Origin of the sequence: Delftia sp. ASV31, assembly GCF_016428765.1 — a bacterium.
GTDB lineage: Bacteria > Pseudomonadota > Gammaproteobacteria > Burkholderiales > Burkholderiaceae_C > Comamonas > Comamonas acidovorans.
Window position 1 is genome coordinate 25369 of record NZ_JAELTK010000061.1, and the last position, 12880, is coordinate 38248.

The 12880-nt window shown below is 65.5% G+C and carries 10 protein-coding genes and 1 pseudogene; 6 read left to right on the top strand and 5 right to left on the bottom strand.

Translation table 11 applies throughout. From position 1 onward, the window contains the following. Window positions 1-5 precede the first annotated feature (5 nt). From speD to JHD82_RS20190, 4 genes and pseudogenes are all read right to left on the bottom strand, one after another. Window positions 6-356 (bottom strand): annotated as a pseudogene (gene speD, locus JHD82_RS30485) (adenosylmethionine decarboxylase); the annotation flags it as partial. Window positions 357-508: 152 nt separating this feature from the next. Next, the gene (locus JHD82_RS20180; protein ID WP_043820118.1) at window positions 509-1186 is read right to left on the bottom strand and encodes a phosphoglycolate phosphatase; all 678 of its coding nucleotides are present in this window, start codon (window positions 1184-1186) and stop codon (window positions 509-511) included. A 152-nt stretch (window positions 1187-1338) separates the two neighbouring features. After that, entirely contained in the window at window positions 1339-3084 is a 1746-nt protein-coding gene (locus tag JHD82_RS20185) for a methyl-accepting chemotaxis protein (RefSeq protein WP_199138374.1), read from the bottom strand. A 70-nt stretch (window positions 3085-3154) separates the two neighbouring features. Further along, window positions 3155-3637, bottom strand: a complete 483-nt coding sequence (locus JHD82_RS20190; RefSeq protein WP_199138376.1) for a chemotaxis protein CheW — start codon at window positions 3635-3637, stop codon at window positions 3155-3157. A gap of 332 nt (window positions 3638-3969) precedes the next feature. Between JHD82_RS20190 and JHD82_RS20195 the strand changes: the two genes are divergently transcribed. From JHD82_RS20195 to JHD82_RS20220, 6 genes are all read left to right on the top strand, one after another. Next, window positions 3970-5667 (top strand): methyl-accepting chemotaxis protein, encoded by a 1698-nt coding sequence (locus JHD82_RS20195; protein ID WP_199138378.1) that lies wholly within the window; start codon window positions 3970-3972, stop codon window positions 5665-5667. Between the two features lie 74 nt (window positions 5668-5741). Next, entirely contained in the window at window positions 5742-6977 is a 1236-nt protein-coding gene (locus JHD82_RS20200) for an HD-GYP domain-containing protein (protein ID WP_099734962.1), read from the top strand. 269 nt (window positions 6978-7246) lie between these two features. Beyond that, window positions 7247-7618: a response regulator transcription factor gene (locus tag JHD82_RS20205; protein WP_199138380.1), complete on the top strand. Its 372-nt coding sequence runs from the start codon at window positions 7247-7249 to the stop codon at window positions 7616-7618. Next, a complete protein-coding gene (locus JHD82_RS20210; RefSeq protein WP_199138381.1) occupies window positions 7618-8382 on the top strand; it encodes an HD-GYP domain-containing protein in 765 nt (254 codons plus the stop codon). Before JHD82_RS20205 ends, JHD82_RS20210 begins: the two co-directional genes overlap by 1 nt. Before the next feature lie 9 nt (window positions 8383-8391). Then, the gene (locus JHD82_RS20215; protein WP_199138382.1) at window positions 8392-9231 is read left to right on the top strand and encodes an ABC transporter substrate-binding protein; all 840 of its coding nucleotides are present in this window, start codon (window positions 8392-8394) and stop codon (window positions 9229-9231) included. A gap of 25 nt (window positions 9232-9256) precedes the next feature. Continuing rightward, window positions 9257-11782, top strand: coding sequence for an ATP-binding protein (locus JHD82_RS20220; RefSeq protein WP_199138383.1), 2526 nt, complete (start codon window positions 9257-9259; stop codon window positions 11780-11782). Window positions 11783-11826: 44 nt separating this feature from the next. Here the strand turns inward: JHD82_RS20220 and JHD82_RS20225 are convergent. Next, window positions 11827-12880, bottom strand: a 1054-nt coding sequence (locus JHD82_RS20225) for a bifunctional diguanylate cyclase/phosphodiesterase (protein WP_199138386.1), incomplete at its 5' end; no start/stop codon positions are given.

Consider the following 12880-nt stretch of genomic DNA (forward strand, 5'->3'; position numbering starts at 1 on the left):
AGGTGCTGGCGCACCACGCGGCCCGGCGCGTAGGCGGCGATCACGCCCTCCATCAGCGCGCGGGCCTTGCCCGAGTTGTCGGCGGAGAAGTTGCAGACGTAGACATCGACGGTGACGCAGCCGGTCTCGGGCCAGGTGTGTATGGCCAGGTGCGATTCGGCCAGCAGCACGGTGCCGGTGACGCCGCCGGGCTGGCCCTGGTAGTCCGGGAACTTGACCCAGCGGTCCTCCACCAGGGTCAGGCCGGCCTGCGCGGTCTGTGCGCGGCACAGGGCGGCGATGGCGTCGGCGTCAAGCATGTGGCGCGCGTCGCCCTGGCATTGGTAGAGATCGGCGGTCAGGTGCAGTCCGTGCATGTGGCGTGCTTCCTCCTTGTCTGTGGCCGGATCGCGGCCAGGATGGCAAAGCAGACGACTCTAGCAAAAACATAAATCGCACCACCAAAGTGCGTTAACCGCCGCCAAACCTCATTCTTCTCTCAACAACACCGGCACCGAGCCCCGGCAGGTCAGGCCAGCTCGGTCAGCGCGTCGACAAAGCCGTCGGCATCGACCTGGCGCACGGGCTGGCCGTGGTTGTAGCCGTAGCTGACCAGCACCACGGGGCAGCCTGCGGCGCGCGCGGCCTGGGCGTCGTTGCTGGAGTCGCCCAGCATCAGCGTGCGTGCGGGGGAGGTGCCCAGGGCCTCGCAGGTCTTGAGCAGGGGCAGCGGGTCGGGCTTCTTGCGCTCGAAGGAGTCCCCGCCGAAGACCTGCTCGAACAGCGGCGCCAGGCCCTTTTGTGCCAGCAGCGGCTGCGCGAAGGACAGCGGCTTGTTGGTCAGGCAGGCCAGCCGCAGGCCGCGTGCGCGCAGGGCCTGCAGGCCTTCGAGCACGCCCGGATAGACCTCGGCGAACTGGCCGTTGAGCTGCAGGTAGTGGTGCTCGTAGCGCTGCCAGGCCTGGCCGTAGATGGCATCCACATCGGCCGCGCCCACATGGGCCAGCACCGAGCGGATCAGGTGCTCCGAACCCTTGCCCACCATGTTCTCGATGGCCTGCGGGGCGATGGCCGGCAGTTGCAGGTCCGCCAGCATGCGGTTGAGGGCTTCGGCGAAGTCGCCCAGGGTGTTGACCATGGTGCCGTCGAGATCAACGATGGCGGCGTCCAGTTGCTGTGGGTTCAACGGAATGAAGTTTGAAATCATGAAATGGGGGTGTCGAAAGCCGGGGGCTGCCTGCGCAGGAACAGCGCTGAAAATATCAGAACTTGCACGGACCCTGGACTTGGGCCCTGCAGCCCCTGGCAGACCCGGCATGGCGGCGGCCCCGCACCCCGGCGCACGCAAGGGGCCGTTGATCAGAACGACACCCAGTCGTCCTGCTCCTGCGCTTGCGCCTGCTTGTGCGCAGGGCTCACGGGGCGCAGCACGGGCCGGGCAGCCTGGCGGGCGGGGAGCGCTGCTTTCGCGGGTGCCGGATTGCGCGCCCGCACCGTCGGCTGCGACAGCGGCGGTGTCGAGGCAGGCTGTGCCGCATGGCCTCCCAGCTGGAAGATCGACACGGCCTGCACCAGCTGCTGTGCCTGCGTTCTGAGGCTGGCCGCTGCCGCCGCGCTTTCCTCCACCAGCGCCGCATTTTGCTGCGTTACCTGGTCCATCTGGCTGACGGCCTTGCCGACCTGCGCCACCCCCGCGCTTTGCTCATCACTGGCGCTGCTGATCTCACCCATGAGATCCGTCACGCGCTGGATGGAATGCAGCACTTCCGCCATGGTGGCGCCAGCTTGGTCAGCCAGCTCGGTCCCCTGTTTGACGCGTGTGGCACTGGTGGCGATGAGCTGCTTGATCTCCCGGGCTGCCTGCGCGCTGCGCTGCGCCAGGTTGCGCACCTCACCGGCCACCACGGCAAAGCCTTTTCCCTGCTCGCCCGCGCGGGCCGCCTCGACCGCGGCGTTGAGCGCCAGGATGTTGGTCTGGAACGCGATGCCGTCGATCACGCCCACGATTTCGCCGATCTGGCGCGAGCTTTCGCTGATGTCCTGCATCGCATTGACGACCTCCTGCACAGAGCCGCCGCCCTTGGTGGCCACCTGGCTTGCTCCCAAGGCGAGTTGATTGACCTGCCTGGCGTTGTCCGCGTTTTGCTTGACGGTGGTCGACAGCTGCTCCATCGACGCTGCAGTCTCCTGCAAGGCACTGGCCTGCTGTTCGGTGCGCTGGCTCAAGTCGGCATTGCCATTGGCGATTTCCGTGCTGCCGCCGGCGACCCCGTCGGCATTGTTGCGAACTTCATGGACGACAGAGACCAGACTCTTGAGCATGGCATTGAGCGATGCCTGGACGCTGCCTTCAGGGGCTTGGTGGCGAAGCAATTCAGGGCTGAGATTGCCCTGGGCAATCTGTTGCGCAACGTCGCCCAGTTGTGCCGGCTCCGCACCCAGGGCGCGCGTCAGGCCGCGTGCTATCAGTTGCCCCATCAGCACAGCCAGGACAAAGGCCATGACGCTGGCGGCGATCAGTATGTTTCTGCGGTGCGCGTAGGCCTGCGCGGCCTCCTCGATCATCTGCTGTGAACGCAGGCGGGTCAGTTCACTGTACTGGCGGGTGGCCTCGATCAGCTGCGCCAACAAGGGCCGGCACTCTTCGTTCATCTTGCGGATCGCTGCCTCCTTCTGGTTTTGCAGAGCCAGGGACACGATGTCGGTAGCGACCGGTCCATACCGTTGCTCCACGCCCGCAATTTTGGCAACCAGATCACGTGCATCGGCCGCAACATCCTTCGAAGCCATTTTGGCCTGGAGTTCGGCCAGCGAGGTGCGAACGTCGGCTTGTGCGGAGGTCACCGCCTCCTTCTCCGCCGCCAGGTCCTCAGGGGAGGACACCAGCACCAGGTTGCGCGCCGCGATCGCCCGGCGGTCCACGGCTGTGCGAATCTTCTCTGCCAGGTGCGCACGGGCGTTGATGCCTTCGACGAAGTGGACAAGATTCTGATTTGCCTCGCTCAACGCCTGCAGGGCCAGCAGGGACACCACCATGGTGAGAAGCGCCAGGCAAGTGAAGGCCGCGGAAAGTTTGGTCTTGACAGTCCAGATGCGAGGATTCATGACGCGTCTCCAGTGGGATGGGCAAATTGCGGTGTACGGGCGGGGAAAGGGGCGTGCCGGAGCACGTGGCTCAGATCGCAGCGCAGTCCGGCAGGGCTGCTGTTGCTGTTGCCGGCGACAAGAGCCGGTGGGCATCGATGAGCAGCAGCGAGCGCTCATCGAGCACGCCCAGGGCGAGAAGGCAGTCATTGACCAGGCCCCCGCCCATATCGGGCACGGCCCGCAGGTCCTGCGGCATGAGCGTCACCACGTCGGTGACCCCCTCCACCACCATGCCCGTCACTCCGCCAGGCAGGCGCAGCATGATGGTCACGGTGCAGGCGTCGTACTGCTTGTGCGCCAGACCCAGCCTGAGCCGCAGATCGATGACGGGGATGACCTCTCCGCGCAGTTCCAGCACGCCGTTGAAGTAGGCGGGGCCATTGGCAATGCGCATGGGCGACTCATAGGACCGGATCTCCTGCACTTGCAGCAGGTCGATGCCGAACTCCTCATCGTCCACGCGGAAGGAGAGCCATTGCCTGGTGGTTTCGGTTTTCAGTGTGTGCGACATTTTTATCACTCCAATCAAATTTATTTGATGAATTTGATAAAAATTTAGCAGAGAGCACCAACGAACACAACCTACTGTTACAACTTTGGTCGCTGATGCTTTGTCGTGCACGTCAGTCGGAAGGCTTCGCCCGGCGCCAAAGGGCTGCGGCGATTGGTCAGGCCCGAGGAAGAGGACTGCGTGGCGGCTCCAGCGGAACCGGATCTCGGTGGCAAGGGCCACACAGAATTAAATTGATAAATTTGATTTCTTAAGCTGCGTTTAAGCCAGGGAAACAATCATTTACATCATATTGATCGAAGATCTTTCCAACCGCCTCCCAGGAGACCCCCATGTTCCTCCGACTTCTGTCCATCCGCACAAGGCTCATCGTTGCCTTTACCCTGCTTTTGCTCTTGTTGAGCATGGTGGCGGGTATCGGCTCCCTGCAGATCGCCCGGGTCCAGTTCAATGCCAACGACCTGGGCACGAACTGGCTGCCCTCCACCAATGTGCTGGCCTCGATCCGGGCTAAGGCCAACGAAGCCCGCCGCGCAGGGCTTCGCCACGTGATCGAGGAGGACGCGCAAAGCAAGCGCGCCCAGGAGGACCTGCTGCTGCAGGCCCAAAAAACCCTGGAGTCGGAGCTGGCCGTCTATGAAAAGCTGGTGTCCTCGCCCGAGGAGCGGCAGCTGTATGAAAGGATGCTGGTGCTGTGGAATGCGGCCCGCGTCGCTGACCGCAAGATGGTGGAGCTGTCCAGTGGGGGGCCCGAGCAGGCAGCCCAGGCGCGCGCCCTGGCCACAGGAGCGACCGCTCAGGCATTCGCCCAGCTCATGGACGTCGTGGGCCAGGACATCGCGCTGAACCAGGAAGGCGGGCGCCAGGCCACCGAGCAGGCCGAGAAGGACTACCACCTGGCGCTGTACCTGCTCGGTGGCCTGGCCGCATTGGCTGTGGCCTTGGGTACCGTGCTGGCCTGGGCGATCACGCGCTCGATCACCGAGCCCCTGCGCATGGCGGTCTCGGTGGTGGACACCGTGGCGCACGGCGACCTCACGGCCAACATCGTGGTGCAGGGCAGGGACGAGCCAGCCCAGTTGCTCTCCGCCATGAGCAGCATGAACGACAAGCTGCGCGAAATCATGGGCCGTGTACGCCAGAGCAGCGACTCCATTGCCACGGGATCGAGCGAGATCGCCTCTGGCAGCCTGGACCTGAGCCAGCGCACCGAGCAGCAGGCCAGCAACCTTGAGGAAACGGCTGCCTCGATGGAGGAACTCACGGCCACGGTGCGCACGAATGCAGACACGGCCCAGCAGGCCAACAAGGTGGCCTCGGCCGCCTCGGCCTCCGCTGTCGAGGGGGGCAAGTCCGTGGCCCTGGTGGTGCATACCATGCAGGACATCTCGGAGGCCTCGCGCAAGATTGCCGAGATCACCAACGTCATCGACGCCATTGCCTTCCAGACCAATATCCTGGCACTCAACGCGGCCGTGGAGGCCGCGCGGGCCGGCGAGCAGGGCCGGGGCTTCGCGGTGGTCGCCAGCGAGGTGCGCGCGCTGGCCCAGCGCTCGGGCACGGCGGCCAAGGAGATCAAGGAGCTGATCGGCGCCAACCTGCAAAAGGTCGAGCAGGGCACCGAGGTGGCGACCCGGGCCGGCGAGCAGATGGGCCGCATCGTGGAGCAGGTGCGCAGCGTGGACACCATGATCAGCGAGATCTCCAGCGCATCGGTCGAGCAGGCGGTGGGCATCCGTCAGGTCGGCGAGGCGGTGAGCCAGCTCGACCAGATGACGCAGCAGAATGCGGCGCTGGTCGAGCAAAGCTCGGCCGCTGCAGGCAGCCTGGAGCAGCAGGCCGCCGCCCTGGCGCAGATCGTCTCCACCTTCAAGATGCATCCCGAGCATGGCGCAAGCCAGCCTGGCGGGCTGCGCGCCGCGACGGCCCAGGCCACGGCCCCCAGGCAAGTGCAGCCCTCCAGGCCGCCACGCCTGTCGCCTGCCCGTGCGCAGCCGCAGCTCAAGGATGAGGAATGGGCGGCCTTCTGACCTGGATTCGTACCGAAGCAGGCAAAAGGCGGCAAGATGGTGCATCCATGTGAACCGTTGCGGGGTCCGAGTTCATGATCAAGCGAATCAGCGTGCGCCAGTTGCGGCTGGGCATGTTTCTGGAAAGCCTCTGCGGCAGCTGGATGGAACACCCGTTCTGGCGCAGCCGCTTCAAGCTGGAAGACCCTGCCGACCTGGCGAGGATCCTGCAGTCCCCCATTCAGGAAGTGTGGATCGATACCGCCAAGGGCCTGGATGTTGCGCAAGGCGGGCCGTCTTTCACCCGCGAGCAGGTGGACACCGTGATCGACGCCCAACTGTCCGAGATCTCGCAGCTGGCCGAGTTGGAGTGCGAGTTGCGGCCCGTTGCCTTCGAGGAGGAGGTGAAGCGGGCCGCCCGCATCTGCCACCAGTCCAGGCAGGCGATCACCGCCATGTTCCGCGAGGTGCGCATGGGCAGGGAGATCAACCAGGACGAGGCCCGCTACGTGGTCGCCGAGGTGTCCGATTCGATCATCCGCAATCCCAGCGCCATGATCAGCATCGTCAGGCTCAAGAACAGCGACGACTACACCTACATGCACTCGGTGGCGGTCTGCGCCTTGATGATCGTGCTGGCACGCCAACTCGACCTGCCACCGCAGCAGGTGCGCGAGGCGGGCTATGCGGGCCTGCTGCACGATATCGGAAAGATGGCGATCCCCGCCCCCATCCTGAACAAGCCGGGGCGCCTGACCGACAGGGAGTTTGCCGAGGTCCGCGAGCATCCGGCGCGAGGCCTGGAGCTGCTCAAGGCCGGCGGCGTCGATGACCCGGTCGTGCTGGACGTGTGCCTTCACCACCACGAGAAGGTGGATGGAACGGGCTACCCCCACAGGCTGCGCGGCGAGGACATCAGCCTGTTCGCGAAGATGGGCGCGGTCTGCGATGTCTACGACGCCATCACCTCGGACCGCCCCTACAAGCGCGGCTGGGATCCTGCGGAGGCGGTGCACAAGATGGCCGAATGGAGTGCCGGCCACTTCGACAAGACCGTTTTCCAGGCCTTCGTCAAAAGCATAGGCATCTATCCGGTGGGCTCCCTGGTGCGGCTGACCACGGGCAGGCTGGGGGTGGTCATCGACCCTGGCCGCCAGTCCCTGACCTGTCCGCAGGTCAAGGTGTTCTATTCCACGGCCAGCGGCATGCGGATGGCACCGGAGACCGTTGACCTGGCACGGCCTGGGTGCACGGAGAAGATCGTCAGCCGGGAAGACCCTGCGAAATGGGGCTTCACCGACCTCGATGCACTGTGGAAGGACGAGGCCTAGGAACAGGCCCTGCGCACAGGCGCAGCGGCAGGTCTGCGACGAACCTGCCCCAGGGCGGCCACCTGCCCGGCTGGCGGCTCAGTTGCGCCTTCTGCCCCCCAAGCGCGATTTGACTGCCTGCGACTTGTCGCGATCGTGCATGGGTTGCGCCCACCGGATCACCTTGCCCAGCGTGGATCTGATAGAAAAAATCAATAAAATTTGATGAAATTGATATTTATGATTCACATGTCGGATCAAATTTCCGTTTCGGCATGAAAGGTCTCCCCATGCAAAAAGTACTCATCGTCGAAGACCATGCAGATATCCGCAAGCTGCTGCGCATGACGCTGGAATTCCGTGACTTCGAAGTCGTAGAGGCTTGTGACGGCGATGAAGCCTGGACGATGGCCCAGAGGCTCAGCCCCGACATCGTCCTGCTCGACATCATGATGCCGGGCACCATCAATGGTCTGGAGGTTTGCAGCCGCATCAAGAGTTCCTACGAGCTGCTGCATACGCAGGTCATCCTGCTGACGGCCCGGGGCAGTGCCGAAGACCGCAAGGCGGGCATCCTCGCCGGAGCCGACGAATACCTGGTCAAGCCCTTCAGCACATTGAAGCTGCTGGAGACGATCGAAAGCCTGCAGAGGATCGCCTGATGGCCCAGTACCAGACCGGCACCCCGAGGGAGCCATCGCGACGTTTCGATCCTGCAGCCGTGGAGCAGATGGAGCTGCTCATCCAGGACTTCGGCCGCATGTACCGCGAGCGCAACGATCTTCTCAAGGAAGTGACACGTGCCCACCACGAGACCCTGCTGCGCCTGGCCATGGCCGCAGAGCTCAAGGATGACGATACCGGCTCGCACATCGTCCGCATCGGCTACCTGTCGGAGGCCCTGGCCCTGCGCCTGGGCTGCCGCATCGAATTCGCCAGCCTGCTGCGCAAGGCGGCCCCGATGCATGACATAGGCAAGGTCGGCATCCCGGACACCATCCTCAAGAAGGGGGGGCCGCTGGGTCCGCAGGAGCGCCTCGTCATGAACCGGCATGCCGAGATCGGCGCACGCCTGCTGGGCCAGTCGCGCATCCCCGTGTTCCAGATGGCCGCCGAGATCGCCGCAAGCCACCACGAACGCTTCGACGGCAAGGGCTACCCGCAGGGATTGGCAGGCGAGGACATCCCGCTGTCGGCGCGCATCACCTCCATCGTCGATATCTTCGACGCGCTCACCATGGACCGGGTGTACCGGCCGGCGTTCGGGCTGGAGCAGGCCCTGGAGATGATCGCGGCGGAACGGGGCAAGGCCCTGGATCCCGGAATCGTCGACGCTTTCATGGACAACATCGAAGAGCTCGATGCGCTGCGCCTGGCGCTGACCCGGCAGGCTCCGTCCTTCACCGAACTGATCGACACCCCCTGAAAGCCCGCCATGCGTCCATCATCGACCTGTTTCGGCGCACCGCCTCAACGGCGCGTGCTGGCCCGTCTGGCAGCCGCTGCCGGATTGCTGCTGTGTCTTGTGCAATGGTCCGGTTGTGCCGGGGCAGGCGAGGTGCTGGACCGGATTGCCGCCACGGGTGCCCTGCGCGTGTGCATATGGCCGGACTACTACGGCATCACGTTCCGTGACGCGCGCACAGGCAGGCTGACGGGCATCGATGCGGAGCTCTCGGTGGAGCTGGCCAAGGACCTGGGCGTGCGGGTGCAGTATGTGGACTCCTCCTTTCCCAGGCTGATACCTGACCTGCTGGAGTCGCGCTGCGATGTCGCCATGTTCGCCGTGGGCATTCTTGCCCAGCGGCAAAAGCAGCTGCGCTTCACGCAGCCGTATCTGAGCAGCGACATCTACGGCGTGACCACCAAGAGCAATCAGACCGTGCAATCCTGGGCGGACATCGACCAGCCTGGCGTGCAGGTCGCCGTGCAGCGCGGCACCTTCATGGAGCCCGTGATGCGCGAGACGCTCAGGCACGCGCGCCTCGTGCCCATCGAGCCACCCCAGAGCCGGGAAAAAGAACTCATGGCGGGGCGCGTGGACGTGTTCATGACCGACTACCCCTACAGCCGCAGGCTGCTCGACAGCTCCGACTGGGCCCGGCTGATCGCGCCACCCAAGCCGTTCCATGTAATTCCCTACGGCTACGCGACCAGTCCGGCCGACACCCAGTGGCTCGCTCGCCTGGACCAGTTCGTCTCCGACATCAAGCGCGACGGGCGCCTGACCCGTGCCGCGCGCAACAATGGGTTGAGCGCAATCGTCGCGCCTTGAATACGACCGATGGAGCATTTTCATCATGTCCAAACAAACGGCCGCACATCATTTTCTGGAGGCCAGGCGTAGCGCCCACCTCAAGGTATTGATTCTGACATTTGCTCTGTGCGTGCTGTCAGGTTTGGTGCTCTTTGTCTGGAGTCAGCTGCACGCCGAGGCCGACAAGAGCAAGGCCCAGGCAGCGTTGCTGGCTCGGGTACTTGAAGATCAGACAGGGAAGACTTTCGAGACCGGCGAGGTGGCCCTGGCCAGCCTGGCCCACAATCCGGTCATCCAGTCCGCCGGTAGCTCGCGCGATGCGCGCGAGGCGGCCATGGCGCAAGTGGTCGCCCAGTTGCCGGTTCTGCGCAGCATGGCGCTGCTCGATGGCAAAGGACGCATCCTGGCGAGCACGCAAGCGGGCGAGGCCGGTCTGCAGATCGAGCTGCACAAGCTACTGCCGGACAATGCATCGGCTCCGGTCCTGGGCAAGGTGCAACTGGGACGCCTTGTCAGCGGCCGCAGTCTCTCCTCCCTGGCATCGGCCCCGCATGCGACACCGCGGGGCGTCCACTACCTGCCCCAGATCCTGGCCTTCGAAAACGACAGCGGCGCACCCGCCGTGCTGGTGGGCCTGATCAATCCCGATGCCGTGGCCAACTTCTACCAGGCCACGCTGGAAACCCTCAGCTACGAGGCGGTGCTGCTGAGCTACGACGGCCAACCGCTGGCCAGCACGAACGCAGGCGGGGGCGTACAAACGGCCTCTGCGCGCAAGACCCCCATCTTCCAGAAATGGCTGCCAGGCAGCGAATTCGGCTCCTACATTGGCGCCGGCCTGCTAGGCCCCCATGAGATAGTGTCCTTTCGCACGGTCCGCAACTGGCCCCTGCTGCTGGTCGTGGAGGAGCCCTACGCGGCGGTGATCGCGCGCTGGCGTGACGATGCCTTCGCCTTCTTCGTTGCCGGACTTGCGCTTCTTGCCCTGGTGCTCGGCCTGAGCGCGTCGGTGCTCAAGACCCGCAGGGTGCAGAAGTCGGCACAGCAGGCCATGGAAAAGGCCCAGGCGCGCCTGGCGCGCAGCGAGCATGAGATGGCCGTGCTCATGCGCAGCGTGCAGGAGCTGATCTTCCGAACCGACAGCCACGGCCGGCTGACCTTCGTGAACGCCCGCTGGGAGCAGTGGACCGGGCAGCCCAGCGCCGAGGCGGTAGGGCAGCCGCTGGAGGGCATCGTGCATGAAGCCTGCAGGTCCCAGATCCAGGCACTGCTCGACCCCCAGGCCAAGCTGGCCCTGCGCAACTGCCAGGCGCGCTTTCGCCTTCCCGACGAAAGGGAAATACTCTGCGACATCGCCGTGGTTCCCCTGCTGCGCGAGGGCCGGCTGGTGGGCTTTGCCGGCAGCGCCGTGGACGTGACCGCCCGCTGGAAGGCCCAGCAGGAGCTGCAGACCCAGCTGGCCTTCCAGCACCTGCTGTTCGAGACCACGCCCCTGCCCATGCTGGTCACGAACGCGGGCCAGCGCGTGGCCCTGGTCAACAAGGCCTGGGAAGACTTCTTTGGCAGGTGCCGCTACGCCGTGCTCGGCCATGAGGTCGAGGGCCTGCACTCTGGCGACCATGACCTGCTGCAGATGCACGGCAATGAGGATGTGATGCGTTCAGGCCAGCCCATGGTGCTGGAGGCCCGGCTGCCCCATGTGGACGGCAGCTACCGCGACGTGCAGATCTCCAAGGCGGCAGTCAAGGATGCCCAGGGCCGGATCACCGGCGTGCTCAGCATTTTTGTGGACGTGAGCGAATTCCGCGCGGCCGAGCATGCCATCCACGAAGCCCGCGACGCGGCCGAAGAGGCCTTCCGCGTGAAATCGGAATTCGTGGCCAACATGAGCCACGAGCTGCGCACCCCGCTGCAGTCCATCATGGGCTTTGCCGAGCTGGGCGGCCTGCGCTCTCACGGCAATGCCGCGATGGCAGACATGTTCAACGACATCCATGCAGCCGGCCAGCGCATGCTGGCCCTGGTCAACGACCTGCTGGATGTCGCCAAGCTGGAAAGTGCCGTGGGAACCATCCACCTGGAACGCACCGACCTCAGAAGCCTGATACGGCCCGTGGTGCGCGAGCTGGAGCCGCAGCAGCAGCACAAGCTCATCGACCTGCGGCTGGAGCTCGACGACACGCCGCTGATCGCCAAGGCCGACCCCGTGCGCTTTCAGCAGGTGGTGCGCAATGTGCTGGCCAATGCCATCAAGTTCTCGCCCATTGGCGGGCGCATCGATGTGCAGGGCCGCATCGACGGACAGGGCGACATCTGCATTGCCGTCTCCGACCAGGGACCGGGCATTCCGCCGCAGGAACTGGACAAGATCTTCCAGCCCTTCGTGCAGTCCAGCAAGACCAAGGACGGCTCGGGCGGCACGGGCCTGGGCCTGGCCATCTGCCGCAAGATCATCGACACCATGGACGGCACCGTCGTCGCCAGCAACGGCCCCGCGGGAGGCGCCATGTTCTGCATCACCTTGCCCACCCGCAATGCCATGGAAACCCGTCCAGCCGAGTTGACATAGCCGGCACCAGCACCGGCACCGGCACTGGCGCCGGGACGCGAAGCTCAGGCCTCGGACGGCATATGCCGCCCATGCGCCAGCCAGTTGTCCCCGGCCTGCCAGCGCGCGGCCCAGGCGGGCAGCTGGTCGGCGGGCATGGGCCGGGCGATGCCGTAGCCCTGGGCCACGTGGCAGCCCATGTCGCGCAGGCGGCGCGCATGCTTGGGCGTTTCCACGCCTTCGGCCACCGATTCGAGCTGGAAGGTGCTGGCCAGCTGGATGACGCCTTCGACGATGCCCAGGTCGTCCGGGTCGGCCAGCATGTCGCGCACAAAGCTCTGGTCGATCTTGAGCGACTGCACGGGCAGCTTGCGCAGGTAGGTGAGCGAGGAATAGCCGGTGCCGAAGTCGTCCAGCGCAAAGCGGATGCCCAGCTGCCGGCACTGGCCCATCACCTGGATGGCCTGCTCCATGTCGGCAATGGCGGCGCTTTCCAGGATTTCCAGCTCGATCAGGTGCGGCGGCAGGTCCGGGTGGCGGGCCAGCACCTGGGCCATCTTGGCGTGGAAGCCGCCGTCCAGCAGCTGGTTGGCGCTGACGTTGATGCTCACGCACAGGTCCAGTCCCTGGCCGAACCAGCGCGCCGCCTGGGCCACGGCCTCGCCGATGACCCAGTCGCCCAGCGGCCGCTCCAGGTCGCTGCCCGCCACGAAGGGCAGGAACTCGCCCGGCGCGCGCAGGCCCTGGCGCGGGTCGTGCCAGCGCAGCAGGGCCTCGGCGCCCACCAGCCTGCCGCCGCCCAGCTCCACCTTGGGCTGGTAGTGCAGCAGGAATTCACCCTTCTCCAGCGCCTGGCGCAGCCAGCCCAGCTGCAGGCGGCGCGCATGGGCCTTGCGGTCGTTTTCCGGATCGAACAGCTGGTAGCGGTTGCGCCCGGCCTGCTTGGCCACGCACATGGCCTGGTCGGCATGGCGCAGCAGCAGGTCGGGGTCGGCCTGGTCGTCGGGGTAGAGGCTGACGCCCAGGCTGGCGGTCACGGACAGCACCCGGTCCTGCACGGGCACGGGACGGCTGGCCGCCTCCAGCACCCGGTCGAGGATGGTGGCGCAGTGCTCGGCC